Consider the following 25,038-nt stretch of genomic DNA (forward strand, 5'->3'; position numbering starts at 1 on the left):
CTTTTAATTAATTATGAAGCAACGCCTTGTTTATAGAACGAATAAGTTTTGGACCTTCGTAGATAAAACCTGTGTACAATTGTACAAGGTCTGCTCCTGCTTCAATTTTTTCTAAAGCATCTTTTGCAGAATGAATACCTCCTACTCCAATAATCGGAAATGCTTTATTGCTTTTTTCAGACAAATACTTAATTACTTCTGTTGAACGCGATTTTAAAGGTTTACCACTCATACCACCAACTTCCTTTTTGTTTTCGCTTTGTAAGCCTTCTCTAGAAATTGTTGTATTTGTAGCTATTACACCATCAATTTTCGTTGTTTTTACAATATCTATAATATCATCTAATTGCTCGTTAGTAAGATCTGGTGCTATTTTTAATAAAATTGGCTTACTGTTTGTTTTCTGAAAATTGAGTACCTGTAAGGCTTTTAGCAATTCAGTTAACGGTTCTTTATCTTGTAAAGCTCTTAGATTTGGTGTATTGGGTGAGCTTACATTGACCACAAAATAATCTACATGATCAAAAAGTGCATTAAAACAAATTTTGTAATCTTCTACAGCATCTTCATTTGGTGTTACTTTATTTTTGCCAATGTTACCACCTATAAGTACACCTTTGTTCTTTTTTAAACGCTCTACAGCTTCTTCTACACCTCCATTGTTAAAGCCCATTCTGTTAATAATAGCAGAGTCTTCCTTTAATCTAAATAATCGCTTTTTAGGATTTCCCTCTTGTGGTTTTGGTGTTAGTGTCCCAATTTCAATAAAACCAAAACCAAAGTTTGAAAGCTCATTATAGAGTTTTGCATCTTTATCAAAACCTGCTGCAAGACCAACAGGATTCTTAAATGTTAAACCAAAAAGCTGGCGTTCTAGTTTTTTATCTTCAACCAAATACATTCTTCTAAACAAGCTTTTAAAACCTGGTAGTTTAGAAATGTTTCTTATTAACGAAAATGTAAAATAGTGTACTTTTTCTGGATCGAACCAAAAGAGAAAGGGTCTTATTATTGCTTTATACATGGAAAGAAATTTGCTGTACAAAAATAAGAATCTAAATATTTTTTATGCCTTTTTACTTTCAATAAATATTTAATCAGAAACTGTCCAATATCATTATTTTTAAGAATTCTTATTATTAACTTTGAGCAATAACAAATAATACTATCATGAAAAAAATTATAATTCCCGTAGATTTTTCACAACATTCTGAATATGCTTTAGAAACTGGTGCAGCGCTTGCTAAGCAACACAATGCAGAGCTTATTGTAATGCACATGTTAGAGCTTTCTGAATCTATTTTTTCTACATCAGATTCTGAAAAAAGTGAAGAAAATGCATTTATGCTTATGGTAACCAATAAAGAATTTGAAAAATTCTTAGACAAACCATACCTAGATGGTATATCTGTTACACCTATAATTAAACACCATAAAGTATTAAAAGAAGTTTCTGAAGTTGCTAGCCACGAAAAAGCAGATCTTATTATTATGGGCTCTAGAGGTCATAGTGAGCACGATGGCATTTTTACAGGTTCTAACACAGAAAAAGTGGTACGTTACAGTGATATTCCTGTTTTGGTTGTTAAGTCAAAACCTGATTCTGTAAACTTTAAAAACATTGTACTTGGTTGCGATTTTGATGAAGACAGTATTTCAGCAGTAAAAAACGCTATAGAAATGCTAAATGAGTTAACAGAAAAAGTAACGTTATTACACGTTAACCTTCCTAACTTAAGCTTTTTAAGCACAGATGAAATTAACGAAAAAGTGGCCAACTTTATAAAACTTGCACAACTAAACGAAAAAGATTTAAACATTGCATTTACTGCGGACCACATGGTAGAAGATGGTGTTTTAAACTTTGCCAAAAGAGAAGGCGCAGATGCTGTTTCTATTATTACTCATGGTAGAACAGGATTAAGTCATTTCTTTGGAGGAAGCATTTCTGAAGACTTAGTAAACCATTCAAAATTACCAGTAATTACTTTTAAGCTTTAATACATAAATAAGACAAACATACACATGCAGCATATTATAGATCGCTTTATAAGCTACGTTACAATAGATACAGAATCTGATCCAAATTCTAACACAACACCAAGTACAGAAAAGCAGTGGGATTTAGCCAACAAGTTGGTAGAAGAACTCAAAGCTATTGGTATGAGCAATGTAACTATAGACGACAATGCGTATATCATGGCAACATTACCAAGTAATGTAGATTATGATGTACCAACAATTGGATTTATATCGCATTTTGATACTTCTCCAGATTTTACAGGAGCCAATATAAAACCACAAATCGTAGAAAATTACGATGGCAAGGATATAGTTTTAAATGCTGAAGAAAACATCGTTTTATCTCCAAGTTATTTTGAAGACCTTTTGCTTTATAAAGGACAAACTCTAATAACTACAGATGGTACCACACTTTTAGGTGCAGACGATAAGGCTGGTATTACCGAAATAGTTTCGGCTATGGAATATCTAATTAAGCATCCCGAAATTAAACATGGAGAGATTAAAGTAGGTTTTACACCAGACGAAGAAATTGGCAGAGGTGCTCATAAATTTGATGTTGAAAAATTTGGTGCAGATTGGGCTTACACCATGGATGGTAGCCAAATTGGTGAGCTAGAGTACGAAAATTTTAATGCTGCAGGCGCAAAGATTAAAGTAAAAGGAAAGATTGTTCATCCAGGTTACGCTAAAGGCAAAATGGTAAACTCTATGTACTATGCTACCGAATTTATTAATGCTTTACCTCGACTAGAAACACCAGAACACACTGAAGGTTACGAAGGTTTTTTTCATTTACATAATATAGACGGAAAGGTTGAAGAAACAACACTTCAATATATTATTAGAGATCATGATAAAGACAAGTTTGAAGCTCGTAAAGCTTTAATGGAAAAGGTGGTTTTTGATTTAAACACAAAGTTTGAAGCTGAAATCTTTGAAATTGAAATTAAGGATCAATATTTCAATATGAAAGAAAAGGTAGAACCTGTAAAACATATTGTAGACATTGCTGAAGAGGCAATGAAAGCCTTAGATATTACACCTTTAATAAAGCCTATAAGAGGAGGTACAGATGGTTCTCAATTATCTTATATGGGCTTACCTTGTCCTAATATTTTTGCTGGTGGCCATAACTTTCATGGACGTTATGAGTATGTTCCTGTGGAAAGTATGCAAAAAGCTGTTGAAGTTATTTGTAAGATAGCAGAGCTTACAGCTGTAAAACACGGATAAGAAAGTTATTTCTATAAAATGTAAAGCCTAAGTTTTTATACTTAGGCTTTTTTATTCTTGAAAAACTTAATAACAGTCAATCTATTTCATTAGAAAATCTTAATTTTAAAAATCATTCTTGTTTAATAATTTTATTTATGAAGAAAGCGACATCTGTAGAAGAGTACATTGAAATTAACACTCACTTTGAGGACGAGTTAAAAATACTTCGTGAAATTATAAATACTACAGAACTTGAAGAAACACTAAAATGGAGTGCTCCAACTTATACCTTAAATGGAAAAAATGTTGTTGGTTTAGGTGCATTTAAAAACCATTTTGGTATATGGTTCTTTCAAGGTGTGTTCTTAAAAGATGAAGCTAACCTACTTATCAATGCCCAAGAGAACAAAACCAAAGCATTAAGACAAATGCGTTTTGAGTCTAAGGCAGACATCAACAAAAGTGCTGTTTTAAAGTATGTAAAAGAGGCTATTGAAAACCAAAAACTTGGCAAAGAGATAAAACCACAACGCAATACAAAAGCTGTTATAATACCTGCAGAATTAAAAAAAGTGTTCTCAGCTAACAATGATTTAAACACAGCCTTTAAAGCGTTAACTCCAGGTAAACAGAGAGAATACTGCGAGCATATTAGTGAAGCAAAACGAGAAGCTACAAAACTATCTAGAATAGAGAAAATAACGCCAATGATTCTCAACGGCAAAGGGCTTCATGATAAATACAAAAACTGCTAATTTTTTAATAAAAAAAAAGCCACTCATTACGAGTGGCTTTTCAATTAACCAATTAATCTTAAAAAGAATAACTCAAAATTGCTGCAAAATTTCTTGGATTGGTTTGGTTGATAAACCTTGTTCTGTAAGCATTATAGCCTATTTCATTAAATACGTTATTTAGTATAACTCTAAAATTCCAGTGGTTATTTAGCCTGTATGCAGCCTGTGCATTTACTTGTGTATATGCCTCTACATAAAATGGTTCTTGGTTTGGTACAATACCCTCGTGTGTTACTGCGCCTGCACTCCAATCGTTAATTGGTCTTTCGCCTGTGTAATAAACACCTGCTCCTACTGATAAACCTTTTAACTTTTGTTTGAAACTATAATTTGCATATGCATTAAATGTGTGCTTTGGTGTGTTTAATGGTGCAGAACCGTACACAAACGACGTATGTTCTTTGTATTGTGCATCAATATAAGAATAACCAGTGATGACTTCCAGATTTTCAAGTAAACGACCACTAAGCTCTACCTCTATACCCTTACGTTCGTCATTACCTCCTTTTTGATAGAAACCTGTAGCTACCCAGTTTTCGTCATATACAGGTAGGTTAATATCCTTATTATTAATTTTAAAGAACGTAAAATTAAAACGTAATCTGTTGTTTAACCAATTGGTTTTTATTCCTGTTTCAAACTGATCGAAACGCTCATTACCTAACTCATTACCATCTGCATCTAAACGCGTAGCTGTTCTTGGGTAAGAACTATTGGTATAAGACGCAAAAACATTAATGTTTTGAAATGGTGTAACAATAATACCTGCCAACGGGTTTACTGCATCGCTCTCTGTAGTTTCTGTGGCTGCAATAGTTTGAGTCTTACTAAAACGAATACCTAAAAATGTTTTTAAATACTTATTGAAAGTTATTACATCTTGCGCTACAAAACCTATAGCCTTTGATTTTGCACCTGCTGTCGTGGCATTAGAAAATGCTAAATCATCTGGTAAAGTATGTGTATTACCTGTAAACACGTCTATTGTATCTACCGTAGAAACGCGTTGAGACCATGTACTATAATCTGTAGTTCTGTAATCGAATCCTACTTGAAAGGTATGAGATATACTTCCTGTATTAATATCTTCTCCAATTAAATCAAACTGTAAAACACTATTATCATCACTTCTGGTTGAAGCTGAATATCCTCTTTTTCTTTGGTTATACACTGGATCACCAAACTCGTCTTCTACAACACCTCCTAAGCTAGCTCCTTTGTCGTCTAGATCTAGATTAGATTTATAATAAGCACCTCGTAAACTAAGCTTATCATTAAGCTCTCTATTAAACCTAATAGAATAAGAAGCACTAGAGGTTAGAGATTTATCATCAGAAAAACCTAAGAATTTATCATGAGGTAAATCGTAAATATTATTTACATCGTTTTCACCAAGATTTACAGTACCTAAGTCTGGTGTTCTGCTATCCTCAAAATAATCCATTTCAAAAGTAAGAGTTGTCTTATCATCTGGTTTCCATTCTAATGACGGATTAATATAAAATCTATCTGATGACACTCTATTTCTATAACTATCAGAACGCTCTAAAGCTCCATTTAATCTAAAAGCTACATTATTAGTTTTAACTAAAGGTCCATAAACATCGAAGGTTGTTCTTGCCTGACCAAAACTTCCAGCTCTTAAAGACACATTACCTCCAGAAACGTAGCGTGGTGTTTTTGTAACAATATTAATCACACCTCCAGGACTACCTAAATCTGTGGCTACACCTTGAGTTATAGTTGCCGAACCTTTAAGAACCTGAATATTATCTACACCTTGCATGTCTGTAAGCACACCAACACCTCTAAAATCTGAATGCACTCTAACTCCATTCTTTAATATAGGAATACCTCTAAACCCACGAGAAGACATACTCTCTCTTTTATTACCATAAGTAGCAAACGTGTATACACCAGGAACGTTTTTGGTTGCATCTGCAATTGTAAGATTACCTTGTTGCTCTATTAATTTATCTGATATTATAGAAATACTTTGAATTTGCTCATAAGGCGCTAATGGCAGTCTAGTTAAAGCTTCAATTTTATCTGGATGCTCAAAACGATTTCCAAAAACCTCAACTTCATCTAAAGTTGTATCTTCCTCTAACTGAAAAGAAAGCTCTTTAGTTTCATTATCATGAATAGAGATACTTTGGGTAGACGATTTATAACCAACATAAGACGCAGTAATTATATAGTCACCTGCATTTAAATTCTTGAGTTCGTAATACCCTTTTTCATCTGCTACAGTTCCTAGAGTTGTACCTTTAACTACTACTGTTGCATAAGGAATAACTTCTGAGTTATTTCCGGTAATATGTCCTGTAATTTTACTTTGCGAAAATGATATTTGCGCAGCGACTAAGACTAGCCAAATAAGTTTTTTAAGCATTATATATTATTTAGAATTGTTTTAAATAGAGCGCAAATATAAAACCCAAAACAATTAAAAAAAACTTTATTTAGACTAAATATAAATAATTTTGAAGTAATATTTTTATATTATTAAAAACCAGTCAATTACTATTTTTGGTATATAATAACAAAAAATGCCACTCAAAAAGAGTGGCATTTTTAATATAATTTCTAAACCTGAATTTCTACTTTACTGTAGCAGGTGTGTTTAATTTTTTACTCATTTCCATTGAGATTGCAGAACGGTCAAATTTAATTTTTCCTGCTAACGTTTCAATAACACAACTGTTATCTTTATCGTTTAATTCTACAATTTTGCCATGCATTCCACTTTTGGTAATCACACGATCACCACGCTTCATTTCATTAGCAAACTTTTTTTCTTGTTTTTGACGTTTTAACTGAGGTGCAATCATAAAGAAATACATCACAGCAAAAATGGCAATAAATGGTAAAAATGAACCTAATCCTTCCATATTCTATATTAGTCGTGGTTATGCCCTTCGTGTCCAGGCTTAGTTGACGTTTTTGTTGTTGTTAGTGGATTTGATTTTGCTGTTGCTGCTTTTTTAGCTGCTTCTGGATTGTTTACCATTGCAGTAATCTTAACAATCTCTGTACCTTTTTCTGTATTTGCTGTAATGGTTAAAGATTTAGAAACTTTACCGTTTCCTTTACCGTTAAACTTTACAGTAAACTCACCTGTTTCACCTGGTGCTACTTCTTTTGTATAGTTAGATGGTACTGTACAACCACAAGTACTCTTTATATTGCTTACTACAAGCATTGAGTTTCCTTTGTTTGTGTACTTAAAGATTGTTTCTACAGGTGTACCGTTTTCAATAGTACCAAAATCGTGTACTGTTTTATCTAATTCCATTACTGGAAAATCACCAGCATTAGCATCTCTCTCTGCTGCTACGGCTACGTTTTCAGAATTTACTTTACTTGCTGCATCATCTTTACAAGATGTAAAAGCTATCATACATAATGCGCTAAGTCCTAAGATAATCTTTTTCATTACTTATATTTTTTTAATTAATATTATTGATTCTCTAAGTTGTCAAAGGTAATAATTATTCCCAGCAATTAAAACTTTTAGAATGTCCTTAACATGTTTGTAAAAAGAAATATTTCTACATAAGACCTCTTCCTGTTTTTGGGTATAGGTCGTTAGATTGGTATTCTTTTACAATCTTATCTAGTATTCCGTTAATAAACAAGCTACTCTTAGGTGTTGAGTATTCTTTGGCAATTTCTAGATACTCATTAATTGTAACTTTAAATGGAATGGATGGAAATTTTTGAAATTCGCACAAAGCCATTTTTAATAACAAACCGTCTAAACTGGCTAAACGCTCTGCGTCCCAATTGGTGGTTTTTTTAGATACTTCTTCTGCAAATTTAGAGTTATTGAGTATTGTTTTTTTCAATAATTCTTTTGCAAACTCTTTATCATCCTCGTCTTTGTATAAGTCTGGAAGGAGTCTTGTTTCTGGAGATGTTAATTTTACTTTATTTAAAACTTTTAAAAGTACTGTGTTTACAACAGGAAAATCATCTACCCAAGTTAGTTTTTTATCTTCAAAATAATCATACAACTTATCATTTGGTGCTATAATTTCTGTGTAGATGTCTAGTATGAATTTTTTGTCCACTTTTAATCCTGTTTCAGGATTATTCATGTATTCTTCATACAAACTACTTTTCTTTATTTCTTTAAATAAGATGTCTACATATTCAAAATCTAAATCCCAAAAATTTAATTTTCGTTTTGTAATAATATCTTGTAATAGTCTATTATTACTAATTATTTTTAACAATAAATTGTCTTGAAATTTAGTGTTTGGGTTTCTGTCAGACTCTGATCCTAAAATCTTTTGTTGTAGCTTCTTATTGTAGTCTTTACTCTTTTTATGCAATTCAGTAAGCAGTGCTAAGATAGAAAGGTATAAATCTAACATGCTATCTAAACTGTGCATTAAAAACTTTTCATCTTTTACCAGGTCGTCACTTTCATGACCTTTAAAAGCATACAACGATTGCATTACTTTTATTCTAATGTGTCTTCTGTTAAGCATGTATACAGAACTGCTTTATATAGGTTACTAAAAAAGGTGAATCGTATTCCGATTCACCTTGCAAAAATACTATTATTTAATTCTGAAAAAAATTATTTAGAATTTTCTCTTTTACGAGTTTCTATACGCTCTCTTGCAATATTTAATGCTGCTGCATTCGTTGTGAGATTGTTAACTTTAGCATTATCTAAAATCTCTAGTGTTGTGTTATAAATATTTTCAGTTTTGCGTATAATTTCTTGTCTGTCGTAATTTTCTAACTCTGCATATACGTTAATAATTCCGCCTGCATTGATTAAGAAATCTGGTGCATAAACAATACCTCTTTCTTGTAATATTTTTCCGTGCTTGTTTTCTTCTGCCAACTGGTTGTTAGCTGCACCTGCTATAATATCTGCTTGTATTCTGTAGATTGTATCATCATTAATAGTAGCTCCTAAAGCACATGGTGCATAAATATCCATAGGCTCACTATAAATATCATTACCTCCATATATTGTAGCACCATACTTAGAACGTATTTCTTCTAAACGTTCTTGGTTAATATCTGCTATAGTAACTTTTGCACCTTCATTTACTAAATGCTCTACTAATCCTTCACCTACATGTCCTATACCTTGTACAAAAATAGATTTATCTTCTAAAACATCAGATCCGTATCTAAACTTGGCTGCTGCTTTCATTCCCATAAATACACCATAAGCTGTAATTGGCGATGGGTTACCAGCACCTCCTTTGCTTTCTGATATACCAGTTACGTAAGGAGTTACCTCTCTTACAGTATCCATATCTTCGGTAGCCATACCAACATCTTCAGCAGTAATGTATTTTCCACTTAAAGAGTGAACAAACTCTCCAAAACGACGCATTAATTCTGGTGTTTTTTGAGTTTTGGCATCTCCTATAATTACCGCTTTACCTCCTCCAAGGTTTAAGCCTGTAATTGCAGATTTAAAAGTCATACCACGAGAAAGTCGCAACACATCATTAAGTGCTTCCCACTCGTTATTATAATTCCACATTCTAGTACCTCCTAATGCAGGACCTAAAACAGTATTATGTATGCCTATTATAGCTTTTAAACCAGTATCTTTGTCGTTGCAGAAAACGATTTGTTCGTGATCATCAAATGAAACCTGACCAAATACAGGATCTGCTTTTGCAAGTTCTTTTGAACTTATTAATTCTGAAGTCATTATTGATTAAGATTTAAGGCTGTTGAAAATTATTTAAAAACAGCGTGCAAAAATAAACTATAATTAGAGGATTAGCAAAATATTAACGTCAAAATCAGATTATCATAATACTTTTGACCGACCAAATACAATATGAAGGCACTAAAACATCTAAATAAATACTTTTACAAATATAGATATCGCTTAATCATTGGTGTTATTATCACCATTATATCTAAAATATTTGTACTATTTACTCCACGCTTTGTAGGAGATTCTATAAATATTATCTCTGATAAATTAGCAGGCAAAATCTCTTATGACGTTTTTAAAACCGAACTTATAACAAATGTATCACTCATTATTGGTGCAGCTATTGTTGCTGGTATCTTAACTTTTTTGATGCGACAAACCATAATTAATGTCTCTAGATATATTGAATACGATTTAAAAAATGAAATTTACCAACATTACCAGGTATTATCATTAAACTTTTATAAATCTAACCGAACGGGAGATTTAATGAATCGTATTAGCGAAGATGTAGGTAAAGTACGTATGTACGTTGGTCCTGCTTTAATGTACACCATTAACACCATTACGCTATTTACAGTAGCTATAATATATATGGTTAATACAGCACCAGTACTAACGCTATATACGTTACTACCCTTGCCTATTTTATCGGTTTCTATCTATAAATTAAGTAGACTTATAAATAAGCGCAGTACTATTGTACAACAGTCGTTATCTACATTATCAACTTATGCTCAGGAAACCTTTAGCGGAATTTCAGTTATAAAGTCTTATGGCATAGAGACTAAAACAAATTCTGAATTTGCTGATCTTTCTGCCGAAAACAGACAAAAACAAATAAACCTTACCAAAGTACAGGCACTTTTTTTCCCATTAATGATACTACTAATTGGCGTTAGTAATCTCATTGTTATCTATGTTGGAGGAATGCAATATATGAATGGCGAAATAGAAAACATTGGTACTATTGCAGAGTTTATTATTTATGTAAACATGCTTACTTGGCCAGTAGCCACAGTGGGTTGGGTTACATCTTTAGTACAACAAGCGGAAGCTTCTCAAGAACGAATTAATGAGTTTTTAAAAACTGAACCAGAAATTAAAAACGCAGCAAACGAGCTTACTCCTATTAAAGGCAATATTGAATTTAAGAATGTTTCATTTGTGTATCCAGACACAAATATCCAAGCTCTCAAAGATGTTAGTTTTACATTAAAATCTGGCGAAACTCTTGCTATATTGGGCAAAACAGGTTCTGGAAAATCTACTATTTTAGACCTCATAGGTAGACTATATGATATTGAAAACGGAAACATTTTAGTAGATAACACTACAATTTCTAAACTGAATCTGTATAGCCTAAGAGAAAGTATCGGTTATGTACCACAAGATGCATTTCTATTCTCTGACACTATAAAAAACAACATAATGTTTGGAAAAGAAGATGCCACAGACGAAGAAGTTATTGAAGCTGCAAAAGATGCTAAAGTTCATAAAAACATTATAGGTTTTAGCAAAGGTTACGATACCATTTTGGGCGAACGTGGTATAACCTTATCTGGAGGTCAAAAACAACGTGTTTCTATTGCCAGAGCTATTATAAAAAAGCCAGAAATTCTACTTTTTGACGATTGTTTATCTGCTGTAGATACCGAAACTGAAGAGAAGATTCTTAAAAATCTAGTAAGATTAACCAAAGACAAAACTACCATAATTGTTAGCCACCGAGTGTCTTCTGCAAAAAACGCAGATCAAATAATTGTGCTAGAAGATGGTAAAATTATACAGACCGGAAACCATGAAAATCTCATCAGTGTTGAAGGTTATTATAAGGAACTTTATACAAAGCAACTCTCAGAAAAAGAAATACAATAATTTGTTTGCCAGTTTACTTTTTTTTTAGATTTTTGAGTTGAAATTAAAAAAAGATTGATTTATGAGCGATTATGAAATGACGGATAAAGAAGAAATTTATTCTAAAGTTTTACGCGCTGGCAGACGAACTTATTTCTTTGATGTAAGAGCAACAAAAGCTGGAGACTACTATCTAACCATTACCGAAAGCAAAAAATTTACCAACGACGACGGATCTTACCACTACAAAAAGCACAAAATTTACCTTTACAAAGAAGACTTTTCTGAGTTTAGAGAAATTTTAGCCGAAATGACAGATTACATTGTTACCGAAAAAGGTGAAGAAGTAATCAGTGAGCGTCATCAAAAAGATTTTAAACGCGAAGACGATTTTGTAACTCAAGAGTCTAGAACAGCAGATGACTTAAACGGAACCGAAAGTTTCACAGACATAAGCTTCGAAGACATTTAGAATTAACTTCTGTTAAATTATAAAAAACCCTAACTAATTTTAGTTAGGGTTTTTTATTTTTAAGGTTTAACCAACATTGTAATTACATGCTACGCATTACTCTTTTTTTCCTTTTACTTTCCTCTACTCTCTTCTCTCAAACCAACATAGACCTATCTTACTATCTACCACAAGACGTTAGTTATAATAGCAACATACCAACACCCAAAAGTAGCATTGGACACGAAGTTGGAGAGTGGCACATTACTCACGATAAGTTAGTACAGTATATGCGAGAACTTGCAGAAGCATCAGATCGTGTAAGTATAGAAGACAGAGGCAAAACGTTTGAGGGCAGACCACTTATATTATTAACCATAACATCACCTACTAACCATACAAATTTAGAGACCATAAAGACACAACACATAAAAGCTACAGAAACAAATGATGCAAATCTTGGCAACAGACCAATAGTGGTATATCAAGGATTTTCTATACATGGTAATGAACCTAGTGGCTCTAATGCAGCGTTGGCTTTAGCCTATTATCTTACTGCTGCAGAAGGCTCTGATATTGAAAATTTACTAGACAATACCATAATTCTCTTTGATCCATCATTAAATCCAGACGGTTTACAACGTTTTGCGTATTGGGCAAATACAAATCGTAGTATGAATCTTAATGCAGACCCAAACGATAGAGAGTTTAGTGAAGTTTGGCCTGGTGGACGCACCAACCACTACTGGTTTGATATGAATAGAGATTGGCTTCCAGTGCAATTACCAGAGTCTAGAGCACGTATACAAACGTTTCACGATTGGTTACCTAATATTCTAACAGATCATCATGAAATGGGTACCAATTCTAGTTTCTTTTTTCAGCCTGGCATTCCTTCACGCACGCATCCTCTAACCCCAAAAATGAATCAAGAACTCACAAAAGGCATTGCTAAATACCATGCTAAAGCGCTAGACAAAATTGGATCTTTATACTATTCCGAAGAAAGTTTTGATGATTTCTATTACGGTAAAGGCTCAACGTTTCCGGATATAAATGGAGGCATTGGTATATTGTTTGAACAAGCGAGTTCTCGTGGTCATGTTCAAGAGAGTGACAATGGTTTGCTAACCTTTCCGTTTACTATAAAAAATCAATTCACAGCTGGTTTATCTACACTTGAGGCAGCCAATGAAATGCGAAAAGAACTCTTAGAATACCAACATAACTTTTATAAAAACGCTCGAAAAGAAGCTTCCTCTGAAGGCAACAAAGCCATTATTTTTGGTGATGAAAAAGATGCTGCCAAAACATATCATCTGGCTGAAATCTTAAAGCGTCATAACATAAAATTTCATCATTTAAAATCTGATGTTTCCTTAGATGGCAAAACATATAAAAAAGACTACAGTTATGTAGTTCCAAAAAACCAAAAGAATACACGACTTATCAATGCCATGTTTGAAAAACGCACCACGTTTCAAGACAGTTTGTTTTACGACATTTCTGCATGGACATTTCCACTAGCTTTTAATCTAGATTATACAGAAACCAGCGTGGAAAAAGCGAGTAATGTTGTTACCGAATTAACCCATCAACAAGGTGGTGTAACATCTAAAAGTGACTATGCTTATTTATTTCCGTGGAATGAGTATTATGCTCCAAAACTATTACATACAATTCTAAAAAAAGGGATACGTGCCAGTGTAAGCCTGAAAAATTTTAAAGCCAATGGTAAATCCTATGATTATGGTACCATTATGATTCCTGTACAAAATCAAGACATGGAGACTTCTGAATTGTATTCGTTTTTAAACACTATTGCTAAAGAAAGCCATATCACAATCGATGCGATTTCAACAGGTTTAAATGAAGGTATCGATCTTGGAAGTCGAAATTTTAGAGCATTAGAACTTCCTAAAATAGCGTTGTTGGTTGGTGATGGTGTTACTTCTTATGATGCTGGCGAAATTTGGCATTTACTCGATACGAGATATGATATCGTTGTTACAAAACTAGACACCAAAAATTTTAGCAGAGCTGATTTAAGTAGGTACAACACTATTATAATGGTAAATTCTAATTCTGCATTAGACAGTGGCAATACCAAAAAGTTAAAGCAATGGTTACAAGATGGAGGTTCTCTTATTGCTTACAAAAACACGTTGCGTTGGTTAAATTCCAGTGAGTTAATGAAACTTAATTTCAAAAAGAAAAGCTCCTTAAAAGCAAAAAATATAAGCTTTGAAGATCGAAGTAATTTTAGAGGAGCACAGGTTATAGGTGGTGCTATTTTTGAAACAGAGTTAGACCGTTCGCATCCTATAAACTTTGGCTATAAAAATGATAAACTAGCAATATTTAGAAACTCAACGTTGTTTATAAATCCTAATAAAAACAGTTACGACAACCCAATTCAATATTCAGAAAAGCCTTTGTTAAGCGGTTATATTTCTGAAGAAAACTTAGACAGTTTAAAACAAACCATTCCTTTTAAATCCAGTAGAATTGGGCGCGGAAAAATCATGGCTTTTACAGACAACACCAACTTTAGAGCATTTTGGTATGGCACCAATAAACTGTTGATGAATGCCATTTTCTTTAGGAATGAGATGTAGTTAGTAGCGAAACTAAAAGCCTAATAATATACTAAACAAACATCTTAAAATTTTAACGATTAACCGTTTACTCAATTCAAGAGTTAAACAATAAACATCACGATACTTGCGAGCCGTTTTTCACCTTATTTTCAGGATGCAATAAAAAGACGTCATTCTCTTTTACAGCACCAACAACTAAGCATTCGCTCATAAAATTGGCGATTTGCTTTTTAGGGAAATTAACAACTGCTACAATCTGACGATTTTCTAAATCTTCTTTTTTGTACTGCGTTGTAATCTGAGCAGACGATTTTCTAATACCTAAGTCACCAAAATCTATAGTAAGTTGATAGGCAGGCTTTCTGGCTTTTGGAAAATCGTTCACTTCAACAATAGTTCCTACTCTTAAATCTACCTTTGTAAAGTCTTCAAATGTTATTATATTATCCATGCGATAAAATTAGTAATTCTTATTATAAAACAATGGCATTAACACCATCAAATATGCTGCCTCTTGGCACAATAGCTCCAGATTTTAACTTAACAGACACAAAAGATAATGTTTCAAAATCATTGTCTCAGCTAAAAGGTGCCAATGGCACGTTAGTAATGTTTATCTGTAACCACTGCCCTTTTGTAATTCATGTTAATGAAGCATTAGTAAAATTAGCTAACGATTATAAACCAAATGGTATTAATTGCATAGCAATTTCCAGCAATGATGTAGAAAATTATCCTCAAGATAGTCCTGATAAAATGAAAACTCATGCCGAAGAAAACCACTATTCCTTTCCGTATTTGTATGATGAAACACAAGCCGTAGCAAAAGCCTATGATGCTGCTTGTACGCCAGACTTTTTCTTGTTTGATGAAGATTTAAAATTAGTATACGCAGGAAGGTTAGATGATTCTCGACCAGGAAATGATATTCCGGTAACCGGAAAAGATTTGAGAGCTGCCATGGACGCACTTTTAAACCACCAACCTATTGATCCAAACCAAAAACCTAGCATGGGTTGTAATATTAAATGGAAATGAATCTAAAACTAGAAACCAAGCGGCTTTATTTAAGACCTATTAACGAAGAGGATGATCAAAATTTCTTTGAAATGGATTCTAATCCTAAAGTACATATTTTTTTAGGCAACAATCCTGTAACATCTATAGAGCAATCTCGCGAAAAAATAAAAGGTGTTTTACAGCAATACAAAGACTATGGAGTTGGTCGATTAGCAATGATAAAGAAAGATACTGGTGAATTTGTAGGCTGGTCTGGATTAAAATTTGAGCGCGAATTACGTAAAGAGTTTGATTATTATGATCTTGGCTACAGACTTAACGAAAAGTTTTGGGGAAAAGGCTTTGCCACTGAGGCTGCTAAGGCGTCTCTAGAATATGGTTTTAAAGACCTAAAACTAAAAGAAATCTGTGCTGCAGCAGATGTAAACCACACAGTTTCTAATAAAATTCTTAAAAATATAGGCTTAAATCCGTCAGGTACTTTTTCTTACCTAGGCGACCTCTGTAATTGGTACACTTTACAGAACCCTAATTTATAACTAACAAAACCCCTTCTTATAAAAGGGGTTTTGCTATCAATCAAAAATTTATCTAAACCATATAAAATTGAATTTAATTTATTGTTGATGTAGTTTAAAATTTATAGGTATGCTATAAGGAACACCTACTGGTTTGTTGCGCTGTTTACCTGGTTCCATTTTTGGCAATAATCCTATAATACGTTCTGCTTCGGTTTCTAAAAGCTTGTTTGGTCCTCGGGTTTGTATTTTAGACACATTACCATATTTATCTATTAAGAAATACACAAATACTCTACCTTGAATATTAAGCTCTGCAGCTGCATCAGGATATCTAAAGTGCTTTTGCAGGTGCTCTTGCATTTTTTGTTGAAAACAAGCTTTTAACTCTGCATTACTACCTTCGCAACCAGGAAACTGAGGCACTTTTTCTATTACCGCAAACGGTACTTCAATATATTCTTCTACCTCTTCTACCTCAACATCATCTACACTAGCTACGCGTTCTTCTATAATATCATCTTGCCCTATCTCACTACTTTCTACAAATGTTTCTTCTACTTCTGCTACATCTTCTACCACAGTTATAGCTTCAGAAACCACTGTTTTTGGAGGTGGAGGTGGCGGAGGAACATTAATTGTTGTAATTGGTATATCCTCTTCTAATTGTTCTGTTAGCATTAAGATATCAACCTTGGTTGTTGGTGTCTCGTATGTCTTATGTTCTAATCCTAAATACGTAAGGAGTAGCATTACGTTTAAGCCAACAGCAAAATACAAACTACTGTTTCTGCCTACATTAGCTCTTGGGTTTTTCTTTAGTTTCATGACGTTTAAATTTTATAAAATAAAGTTACCCATCATAAAGCATAAAACATATGACATTTGTCATGTTTAAAACGCACTCAGCATTTTAACATTTTACAGATTATCTAACTGATTATCGCTACCATCTTCACTCAAAGTCCAAAAGAAACCTACAAAAAAGAACTGATCTTGTGCTGGCTTTATGGCTCTACGATTAAACTGGCCATTGATATCTGCTGTATTAGCATATTGATAACCGTTTACGTTATTAAAACCTAAAACATTATTTACAGAGAAGTATAAAATCTTTTGTTGATCTAATAAATATGCCCAATTGAAGCTTAAACTATTAAAAGACTTTGTTCGCTCACCTAAAAACGCATTAGTATTTGGGTTGGTATATGGTCGCCCTGACGAAAAACTATAACTAAGTCCAACTTGACTTTTCCAGCTGTCTATCCAATATTTACCAACAACAGACAGGTTATGATTGGCCGCAAATCCTGGTTGTGCTGTAGTTTCAAAATTTCTGTAATTACGCTCAGTATCTAAATAAGAATAGCTTACCCAATAATCAAGATTTTTAATACTTGTATTATCTCTCCAAAATACATCTAATCCTTGCGCATAGCCATCTCCATTAGAGTTATAGTTACTGTCAAACGATGTCATTTCTGTATCAAACTTTACTAAGTTATCATAATCTTTTCTGTAAGCTTCTGCTCTAAAGATTTTACCATCATTAACATATTGATAGTTTAATATGTAATGTGATGTTTTTTCTGCTTTTAAATCTTGATTAAACTTTAATATTGAACTGTTTGGGTTTTGATAAAAACTACCATAAGCCAAAGACATTTGTCCGTTTTTAGACGTTTTGTAAGCTAAGGCAGCTCTTGGTGATACGTCTAAATCACCGAATATAGAACTGTAATCTGCACGCAATCCTACTTTTAAAGCTAAGTCTTTTGAAAAAATTAAATCTGCTTCTGCAAAACCTGCTGTAATACTATTGTCATAACCATAAGTGACGTCTATTGTTTCTTCTTTAAAATCTTCATTAAAGTCTGTAATAAACTGCTCTGCACCAAAACTCAACTTAAATCTACTATTGAATCGTTTTTTTAATTTCAACTTTACATGAGCAGAGTTTTCTGAATTTTCAATATCACTTGTCATTACACCCAAATCATTTTTTGCATACGTGTAACTTAATCCTGTACTTAAGGTCCAGTTGTTTTCTAAGATGCCTTTATATGATGTATTAAGATAGAAGTTGTTATTATTCAATTTAAAATCTAAACCTTCCTCCAAATTGATATCTTCTTGTGTTAATTGAAATTTAGAAGTATCAAAAGCGGCATAAAATTTTAGCATACCATTGTTAAGACGATATCTATAAACCGTTTCTCCTTGCGCACCTTGGTAAGGTGTTTGCCAATCGTTTCTATCTTTAAAAACAGCCAAATAAGGTGCTAGGTTAATATAATTTACATTGAAACTAAGCGAAGAACGTTCCCACTTTTGAGTATTTCCTAAAGCAGCTCCAACGGTCATTAATCCAATATCTGTTTTTTCCTGAACTGGTTCATCAATCGTGTTTAACAATAAAACACTAGATAATGCCTGCCCAAATTCTGAAGAATAACCACCTGTTGAAAACGTAATGCCATCAAACAAAAACGGCGAATAGCGTCCACGAGTCGGCATGTTATTTGCCGTTGGCGAATACGGAGTAAAAACTCTAATACCATCAATAAAAATTTGGGTTTCGTCTGCATTACCACCACGCACAAACAAACGTCCATCCTCTGCCACATTAGAGGTTCCTGGCAAGGTTTGTAATGCGCCTACAAAATCTCCAAGCGCACTTGCCGTAGTTACCACATCTAGTGGCTTTAACACAGACACTTTACTGTTATCATTAGCTTCAAACGTACCTGCACTCAACACCACAGCATCCAGAGACTCTACATCTTCTCTTAAAGTGATATTTAAATTTTTAAATTTTGAAACATCGTCTACAATGGTTTTTGTTTCGTACGATAAAAATGAAACCACTAAGGCTTGTGTTCCTGTTTCTTCCGTAGTAAATGAAAACTCACCATCCACGTTTGATGTTGCACCATCATAAGTACCATCGAGATATACATTGGCTCCTTCTATCGGTTGATTTTTGTTATCTAGTATCTTACCAGAAATTGTAGTTTGCGCATAGCTTATGTTGATGAGACATAAAACTATTAGTGTAATTAACTTATTCATTTTTTGATTGATTTGATTTCTTCTTGTTTTGATGAGGCAAACTTCAATCAATAAGATGTATTACTAAATTCTATGTTACTGAGTTGTAATTTTTGATGGACGAATTGAAAATTTTTAATTAATTTCAGATTATGAAACTAACCAACACCGAAAAACAGTTCAGCGTTTTATTCTTTGTAATTGTACTTTTTGAAATTATAACAGGAAGCACAGAAACCTTAAAAATGGCACATTATATAGCCAAGCCTGCAATTGTTATTAGCTTAATCTTTTTGTTTATTAAAACTTCTGAAGGCGTTTCAAAATCTATAAAACGGATTACGCTTTTGGCTTTAGTGTTTTCGTTATTAGGCGATATATTATTAATGTTTGTAGAGCAATCACCACACTTTTTTACCATTGGGCTCGTTGCTTTTTTAACTGCACATATCATGTACATTCTTGCGTTTTTAAAACATAGAAACAAGCAAAAACCCTTTATTGGCTTTATAGTGTTTTTATTAATATATGCTTCAGGATTATTCTATTTACTAAAAGACGGTTTAGGAGCTATGCTTATTCCTGTAATTGTCTATATGATTGTAATTTTGAGCATGGCAACCACAGCATTTTTAAGAAAAGACATGGTAAACAACCTCAGCTACAATCTGGTGTTTTCTGGCGCTATTTTCTTTATGATTTCTGATAGTATTTTAGCCTTAAACAAATTCTATGAGCCACTACCCTTCTCTAACATAAGTATTATGCTAACTTATGCCTTGGCGCAGTTTTTAATTGTTATAGGAATTTTGAAGTTGAAAAAAACTAACTAAAATTAAAACTTTATCAATCTAAACTCGTTTCAGATGCTAAAATAAATTCAGCATGATAACCCTAATCTACGGTTCAATCACAAAAAATCACTTCTTATATGGTCTAATGATTAGTCGTGCTGCTTTATCAAAATTAATGTAATTGTATGTCCAGTTAAAGAACACAATCACTCTGTTTCTAAAACCTACTAAAGACATAAGGTGCACAAACATCCAAATAAACCAGGCAAAAAAGCCACCAAACTTATAAGGTTTTAAATCTACTACAGCTTTATTACGACCAATAGTAGCCATAGAACCTTTATCAAAATACTTAAAAGGTTTCATTGGTTGCTTTTGCGCTAATTTCAATAAATTTTTACCCAAAAGTTTTCCTTGTTGTATGGCTGGTTGTGCCACTTGTGGGTGACCTTTAGGATAATCTTCTGAAGTCATTAGCGCAATATCTCCAATGGCAAAAATATTATCGTAACCTTCAACTTGATTAAATTCGTTCACCTTGTATCTGTTAGCACGATCTACCAAAGCAGAAGCATTTAGTCCGCCTACTGGTGCGCCTGTAACTCCAGCTGCCCAGATTAAAGTTTCGGACTGCATTTTTAAATCTGAATTTGTAGTAACATCCAGACCATTATAGCCTGTAACAAGCGTATTACAATGCACCTTAACTCCCAAAGCCTTTAAAAATTTCTCTGCCTTTTTTGAAGCATGCTCACTCATTGGAGGCAATACTCTTGGAGAGCCTTCTAATAAGTGAATGTGCATATCTGTAGGATTAAGATCATGATAATCTCTTGGCAAAATATTATTCTTTAATTCTGCAATAGCACCTGCTAATTCTACTCCAGTTGGTCCACCACCTACAATAACAAAGTTAAGATAGGCTTCGCGTTCTTCTTTTGTATTGGCAATTGCTGCTTTTTCAAAATTTTGAAGAATAAGACTTCTAATATTTAATGCTTGCGGCACACTTTTCATTGGCATACTGTTGTTTTCAACCTCTTTATTGCCAAAAAAATTAGTTTTTGTTCCTGTTGCCAACACTAAGTAATCGTAGGTTAAATCTCCAATGCTGGTTTTAATATTTTTTTGTTCTGGTTGTATTTCATTGACTTCTGCCAATCTAAAAAATGAAGTTTTATGCTTTTTTATAATTTTCCTCAGTGGATAAGCTATAGAATCTGGCTCTAAACCAGAACTAGACACCTGATATAAAAGTGGTTGAAATGTGTGATAGTTGTGCTTGTCTATTAATACAACTTGAAGATTTTTATTCGCTATTGTTTTTGCTAAATTTATACCAGCAAAACCACCACCAATAATGACAACTCTTGGTAGATTGGACTGAGGAATATTCATAAAAATGTAATTGGAAATTATACTTACAAAAATACGAATTAAGAACCCTAAAACAGGTTGATTAAAGAAATGTCTTTCAATTTTGTAACAATATTAACATTACAACTACTAATAGTGTAACTAACCAAAGAAATTAATTGAACAAAGAACTAGAACATAGTTTTGTAGAGCAGTTGCAAAAGCATCAAAACATTGTGCATAAGGTATGCCGTTTGTATACCAACAATGCCGATGCGCACAACGATTTGTTTCAGGAAATAACCATACAACTGTGGAAAGCCTATCCTAAGTTTAGAGGTGATTCTAAATTTAGTACATGGATGTATCGTGTAGGATTAAATACAGCCATTACACTGTATAGAAAATCGAAACGACGCATTAACACCCAAGAGTTTGATAGTGTTCAATTTAAAATAAAAGCTGAAGAATACGACGACACCGAAGAACAACAGTTGAAGCTTATGTACCAAGCCGTACAACAGTTAAATGACATTGAAAAAGCGTTAGTATTTCTATACCTAGAAGATAAGGATTACAGAGAGATAAGTGAAACCCTAGGTATAACTGAAGTAAATGCACGTGTAAAAATGAACCGTGTAAAAAAGAAATTAAAAACAATTTTAAATCCGTAAGCATATGGATGAATTAGAATTATTAAAGAAGGACTGGAAGAAGGGAACTGAAACATTTAAGAATTATTCAGATTCTGATATATACCCAATGTTGCATAAAAAATCATCGTCTATTGTAAAAACCTTATTTTACATCAGTGTTGCCGAGCTTGTGTTTTGGGTACTTATTAGTTATGTTCCTTATTTCTTTTCAGATAGCCTGAGAGAACGATTAAAAACAAGCTACGAAAATCCAATTTTTACAGGATTAACAATTCTAGGCTTTGTTGTAGTTGCATTATTTGTGTATCTGCTTTACAAATCTCATAAGTCTATCTCTTCTACTGATAATGCTAAAAAACTAATGGAAAGCATTCTAAAAACAAGAAAAGTGATTAAGTACTATGTGCTCTACAACCTTGTTATGATTTTTATTTCCATTCCGCTTTCGCTTTATTTTGAATTTAATCAAAACTCAGAATTTCACGATCAGGTTGCTGCTTTTGATACTACCCAAATGACGATTCTAGTTGCTGTAACAATTTTAGTAACAGCAATATTCTTAGGTATTATCTGGCTATTTTACAAACTCTTATATGGTATACTCCTAAAACGCCTAAACAGCAATTACAGCGAGCTTAAAAAACTAGAAGTTTAAACTTAGATTATTAGAGTTTTAGATTCATTAGACTTTTAGACATATGTGATCAAACTAGCATTTCCGTCTACTGTCTACTAAACCTACCAGTCACGCAGTTTATTTAAACGCTCTTGCTCTTCTAATTCTTTTTGTGGAATAACCTTTAAAAACGAAGGGTGTTGCTCAATGGCATATTCTATCTTTTCAACAATGTCTGCTATAGATTCATTCTCATAATCTATTTTCAGAGGTTCTTTTACTTCAAAAGTTTGATAGATATTTTTCTTTTTAACACGTAATCCTTTTTTATCAAAAGAACGTCTAAAACCATCAATAACAATAGGAACTACTATAGGCTTATACGTTTTTATGATATGAGCTGTACCTTTTCTAATTGGCTTAAAAGGCGTTGTCGTACCTTGCGGAAACGTAACTACCCAACCATCATCTAGAGCGCGTTTTATAGCTGTAATATCACTCATTTTTACCTGACGATTAACGTCCTTTCCTTGCGAACGCCATGTACGCTCTATACTAATAGAACCTGTGTAAGCAAAAATTTTAGGTATTAAACCAGATTTCATGGTTTCCTTGGCTGCTACATAATACATATTTAGCTTAGGATTCCATAAATAACCAACATTTTTAATATTGTCTAATCGTCCGCTAAGACTGGCATTAAACACATGAAACATTGCTATAACATCTGCAAAGTATGTTTGGTGATTAGATATAAATAATACATTGGTATCTGGTAAGTTTTTTATGATTTCAGAACCTTCAATCTGTAGTTCGTTAAAACCTCTAAAACGTCTATGCGTTAAAAGGCCTAAGATTCTGATTAACCATTTTTTTACCCAGAGTATATGTCCGAAAGGATTTTTTTTGAATAATCCCATTATAAAATTTCAATTTTTGTGAATGACAAAAGTAACAAATATGACAACTTATAAAACTTGTTTTAACAAGTCTTTGATTTCGCCTAGCATCATTGCCGTTGCTCCCCAAACAATATGACCGTTTAATTTAAAGGCTGGTACCTCAACTTTAACATTTAAAGACGTATGCACATTTGTGGTAATGACATTGCGTTCATTCAAAAAATCCTGCAATTGTATTTCTAAAATATCCTCAACCTCTTCATCTTGTTTTATAAACTGTGGAGTCGTATTCATTAAGCCCAAATATGGATGTACCATAAAATTACTTGGCGGAATGTACAAAGGCGAAATGGTCTTAATTACATTCACCTTATCCATAGGTACACCAACCTCTTCTTCTGTTTCTCTTAAAGCTGTAAACATTAAGCTATCATCAGACTCTTCAAACTTACCTCCAGGAAATCCAACTTGGTTAGAATGCACTCCTTTGTATGTCTTTCTAAGAATTAACACCAAATGTGTTTCCTCTTTTTGATCTGGATAAAACAACGCCATAACACCTGCAGTCTTAGCTGTTTTAGCTTTTTCTTTCATGCGTTCTGCCAACTCTAATCGGTAAGGTGGAGACATTTTGGCATGCGATTGTTCGCCAAAAAGCTCTAGATGTTTTATTTTTACTACAGATTCAGAAAACGTATTAAAGCGCATTTATGAGATTTCAATTAATGTTTATTATCGTTCTTTTTTTATGGAACTGTGAAGATAAGCAAACTTCAAAAAACTCTAACACTACTACTGCAAAAGATAGCATTACTACAATAGAGAAGCCAACTCAAAAAAAGAAAGCTAAAAAAACATCAAAATTCCCTGTTCTTAGTGATGATAATGCCATGGAGTTCTTTTTAGAATATGACAAAGAGCACAAAGAAGACAAAGTAAAACTTACAACAGATTTTGGAGATATAGTGATACAGCTGTACGACAAAACCAAGTTTCATCGTGCTAACTTCATTTATCTTACCAAACGCAAATACTTTGATGGCACACAATTTTACAGAGTTGTAAAAGATTTTATAATTCAAGGAGGAAGCAGTGATGGCTTAGACCTTTATAAAAAGCGACGCAAAATCGGAAAATATCTTTTACCACCAGACACCAAACGTGGCTATACGCATCAACGCGGTTCTATCTCAATGCCAAGTAGCGAAATTGAAAATGCTTACAAACTTGCCTCGCCATTTCAGTTTTTTATTGTGGTAAACAGAGAAAAAGCCAAACATCTCGATGGTGACTATACCGTTTTTGGCGAAGTGATAAAAGGCATGGATATCGTAGATAAAATCAATGCTGTAGAGACCGATGATGGTGACTGGCCTGTAGATAATGTTTACATAAGAAAGGTAGAAATTATAGAATAATTAAGAATTCTACTGCACTAAAATTAATATCTTGTAAACTATAAAATCGTGTTCA

The 25,038-nt window shown here is 33.1% G+C and carries 24 protein-coding genes; 12 read left to right on the forward strand and 12 right to left on the reverse strand.

Annotated elements, in window-relative coordinates:
- Nucleotides 1-7: 7 nt before the first annotated feature.
- Nucleotides 8-1,024: a quinone-dependent dihydroorotate dehydrogenase gene (locus tag P7122_RS10060; protein WP_278005668.1), complete on the reverse strand. Its 1,017-nt coding sequence runs from the start codon at nucleotides 1,022-1,024 to the stop codon at nucleotides 8-10.
- 146 nt (nucleotides 1,025-1,170) lie between these two features.
- Here P7122_RS10060 and P7122_RS10065 point away from each other — a divergent pair, with 146 nt between their 5' ends.
- From P7122_RS10065 to P7122_RS10075, 3 genes are all read left to right on the forward strand, one after another.
- Nucleotides 1,171-2,001: a universal stress protein gene (locus tag P7122_RS10065; protein ID WP_278005669.1), complete on the forward strand. Its 831-nt coding sequence runs from the start codon at nucleotides 1,171-1,173 to the stop codon at nucleotides 1,999-2,001.
- Nucleotides 2,002-2,025: 24 nt separating this feature from the next.
- Nucleotides 2,026-3,258 carry a peptidase T gene (gene pepT, locus P7122_RS10070; protein WP_278005670.1) on the forward strand — a complete coding sequence of 411 codons (1,233 nt, stop codon included), beginning with the start codon at nucleotides 2,026-2,028 and terminating at the stop codon, nucleotides 3,256-3,258.
- 137 nt (nucleotides 3,259-3,395) lie between these two features.
- Nucleotides 3,396-3,995, forward strand: coding sequence for a YdeI/OmpD-associated family protein (locus tag P7122_RS10075; protein WP_278005671.1), 600 nt, complete (start codon nucleotides 3,396-3,398; stop codon nucleotides 3,993-3,995).
- Nucleotides 3,996-4,053: 58 nt separating this feature from the next.
- On the opposite strand, the gene P7122_RS10080 is transcribed toward P7122_RS10075, so the two are convergent.
- The 5 genes from P7122_RS10080 to P7122_RS10100 all read right to left on the reverse strand — a co-directional run bounded on the left by P7122_RS10080 (nucleotide 4,054) and on the right by P7122_RS10100 (nucleotide 9,732).
- Nucleotides 4,054-6,432 carry a TonB-dependent siderophore receptor gene (locus tag P7122_RS10080; RefSeq protein WP_278005672.1) on the reverse strand — a complete coding sequence of 793 codons (2,379 nt, stop codon included), beginning with the start codon at nucleotides 6,430-6,432 and terminating at the stop codon, nucleotides 4,054-4,056.
- Nucleotides 6,433-6,640: 208 nt separating this feature from the next.
- Complete coding sequence (yajC, locus tag P7122_RS10085; protein WP_278005673.1) at nucleotides 6,641-6,931, reverse strand: preprotein translocase subunit YajC; 291 nt, start codon at nucleotides 6,929-6,931, stop codon at nucleotides 6,641-6,643.
- Between the two features lie 8 nt (nucleotides 6,932-6,939).
- Nucleotides 6,940-7,476: a DUF1573 domain-containing protein gene (locus P7122_RS10090; protein WP_278005674.1), complete on the reverse strand. Its 537-nt coding sequence runs from the start codon at nucleotides 7,474-7,476 to the stop codon at nucleotides 6,940-6,942.
- Between the two features lie 115 nt (nucleotides 7,477-7,591).
- Nucleotides 7,592-8,536: a transcription antitermination factor NusB gene (gene nusB, locus P7122_RS10095; RefSeq protein ID WP_278005675.1), complete on the reverse strand. Its 945-nt coding sequence runs from the start codon at nucleotides 8,534-8,536 to the stop codon at nucleotides 7,592-7,594.
- Nucleotides 8,537-8,628: 92 nt separating this feature from the next.
- On the reverse strand, nucleotides 8,629-9,732 hold the full coding sequence (locus P7122_RS10100) for a Glu/Leu/Phe/Val family dehydrogenase (protein WP_278005676.1): 1,104 nt from the start codon (nucleotides 9,730-9,732) through the stop codon (nucleotides 8,629-8,631).
- A gap of 132 nt (nucleotides 9,733-9,864) precedes the next feature.
- Between P7122_RS10100 and P7122_RS10105 the strand changes: the two genes are divergently transcribed.
- The 3 genes from P7122_RS10105 to P7122_RS10115 all read left to right on the forward strand — a co-directional run bounded on the left by P7122_RS10105 (nucleotide 9,865) and on the right by P7122_RS10115 (nucleotide 14,670).
- A complete protein-coding gene (locus tag P7122_RS10105) occupies nucleotides 9,865-11,622 on the forward strand; it encodes an ABC transporter ATP-binding protein (RefSeq protein WP_278005677.1) in 1,758 nt (585 codons plus the stop codon).
- Nucleotides 11,623-11,683: 61 nt separating this feature from the next.
- Complete coding sequence (locus P7122_RS10110; protein WP_278005678.1) at nucleotides 11,684-12,073, forward strand: PUR family DNA/RNA-binding protein; 390 nt, start codon at nucleotides 11,684-11,686, stop codon at nucleotides 12,071-12,073.
- Nucleotides 12,074-12,159: 86 nt separating this feature from the next.
- Nucleotides 12,160-14,670: a M14 metallopeptidase family protein gene (locus P7122_RS10115; protein WP_278005679.1), complete on the forward strand. Its 2,511-nt coding sequence runs from the start codon at nucleotides 12,160-12,162 to the stop codon at nucleotides 14,668-14,670.
- Nucleotides 14,671-14,767: 97 nt separating this feature from the next.
- Here the strand turns inward: P7122_RS10115 and P7122_RS10120 are convergent, their stop codons facing one another.
- Nucleotides 14,768-15,103: a tRNA-binding protein gene (locus tag P7122_RS10120; protein ID WP_278005680.1), complete on the reverse strand. Its 336-nt coding sequence runs from the start codon at nucleotides 15,101-15,103 to the stop codon at nucleotides 14,768-14,770.
- Between the two features lie 32 nt (nucleotides 15,104-15,135).
- On the opposite strand from P7122_RS10120, the gene P7122_RS10125 reads away from it, so the two are divergent.
- On the forward strand, nucleotides 15,136-15,690 hold the full coding sequence (locus P7122_RS10125) for a thioredoxin family protein (protein WP_278005681.1): 555 nt from the start codon (nucleotides 15,136-15,138) through the stop codon (nucleotides 15,688-15,690).
- Nucleotides 15,687-16,211 carry a GNAT family N-acetyltransferase gene (locus tag P7122_RS10130; protein WP_278005682.1) on the forward strand — a complete coding sequence of 175 codons (525 nt, stop codon included), beginning with the start codon at nucleotides 15,687-15,689 and terminating at the stop codon, nucleotides 16,209-16,211. Before P7122_RS10125 ends, P7122_RS10130 begins: the two co-directional genes overlap by 4 nt.
- Before the next feature lie 78 nt (nucleotides 16,212-16,289).
- On the opposite strand, the gene P7122_RS10135 is transcribed toward P7122_RS10130, so the two are convergent.
- Both P7122_RS10135 and P7122_RS10140 read right to left on the reverse strand, forming a co-directional pair.
- Entirely contained in the window at nucleotides 16,290-17,018 is a 729-nt protein-coding gene (locus P7122_RS10135) for an energy transducer TonB (RefSeq protein ID WP_278005683.1), read from the reverse strand.
- Between the two features lie 93 nt (nucleotides 17,019-17,111).
- Entirely contained in the window at nucleotides 17,112-19,262 is a 2,151-nt protein-coding gene (locus P7122_RS10140) for a TonB-dependent receptor (RefSeq protein WP_278005684.1), read from the reverse strand.
- A gap of 131 nt (nucleotides 19,263-19,393) precedes the next feature.
- On the opposite strand from P7122_RS10140, the gene P7122_RS10145 reads away from it, so the two are divergent.
- Nucleotides 19,394-20,074, forward strand: a complete 681-nt coding sequence (locus P7122_RS10145; RefSeq protein ID WP_278005685.1) for a lysoplasmalogenase — start codon at nucleotides 19,394-19,396, stop codon at nucleotides 20,072-20,074.
- An 87-nt stretch (nucleotides 20,075-20,161) separates the two neighbouring features.
- Here the strand turns inward: P7122_RS10145 and P7122_RS10150 are convergent, their stop codons facing one another.
- Nucleotides 20,162-21,433, reverse strand: coding sequence for an NAD(P)/FAD-dependent oxidoreductase (locus P7122_RS10150; RefSeq protein WP_278005686.1), 1,272 nt, complete (start codon nucleotides 21,431-21,433; stop codon nucleotides 20,162-20,164).
- 137 nt (nucleotides 21,434-21,570) lie between these two features.
- Here P7122_RS10150 and P7122_RS10155 point away from each other — a divergent pair, with 137 nt between their 5' ends.
- Nucleotides 21,571-22,065, forward strand: a complete 495-nt coding sequence (locus P7122_RS10155; protein ID WP_278005687.1) for an RNA polymerase sigma factor — start codon at nucleotides 21,571-21,573, stop codon at nucleotides 22,063-22,065.
- Nucleotides 22,066-22,069: 4 nt separating this feature from the next.
- On the forward strand, nucleotides 22,070-22,702 hold the full coding sequence (locus P7122_RS10160) for a DUF8845 family protein (protein ID WP_278005688.1): 633 nt from the start codon (nucleotides 22,070-22,072) through the stop codon (nucleotides 22,700-22,702).
- A gap of 83 nt (nucleotides 22,703-22,785) precedes the next feature.
- Here the strand turns inward: P7122_RS10160 and P7122_RS10165 are convergent, their stop codons facing one another.
- Both P7122_RS10165 and P7122_RS10170 read right to left on the reverse strand, forming a co-directional pair.
- Nucleotides 22,786-23,583, reverse strand: coding sequence for a lysophospholipid acyltransferase family protein (locus tag P7122_RS10165; protein ID WP_278005689.1), 798 nt, complete (start codon nucleotides 23,581-23,583; stop codon nucleotides 22,786-22,788).
- A 48-nt stretch (nucleotides 23,584-23,631) separates the two neighbouring features.
- On the reverse strand, nucleotides 23,632-24,273 hold the full coding sequence (locus P7122_RS10170; RefSeq protein ID WP_278005690.1) for an NUDIX hydrolase: 642 nt from the start codon (nucleotides 24,271-24,273) through the stop codon (nucleotides 23,632-23,634).
- Between the two features lie 2 nt (nucleotides 24,274-24,275).
- Here P7122_RS10170 and P7122_RS10175 point away from each other — a divergent pair, with 2 nt between their 5' ends.
- Nucleotides 24,276-24,983 (forward strand): peptidylprolyl isomerase, encoded by a 708-nt coding sequence (locus tag P7122_RS10175; RefSeq protein WP_278005691.1) that lies wholly within the window; start codon nucleotides 24,276-24,278, stop codon nucleotides 24,981-24,983.
- The last annotated feature ends 55 nt before the right edge of the window (nucleotides 24,984-25,038 follow it).

This window comes from Winogradskyella marincola (assembly GCF_029624125.1).
GTDB lineage: Bacteria > Bacteroidota > Bacteroidia > Flavobacteriales > Flavobacteriaceae > Winogradskyella > Winogradskyella marincola.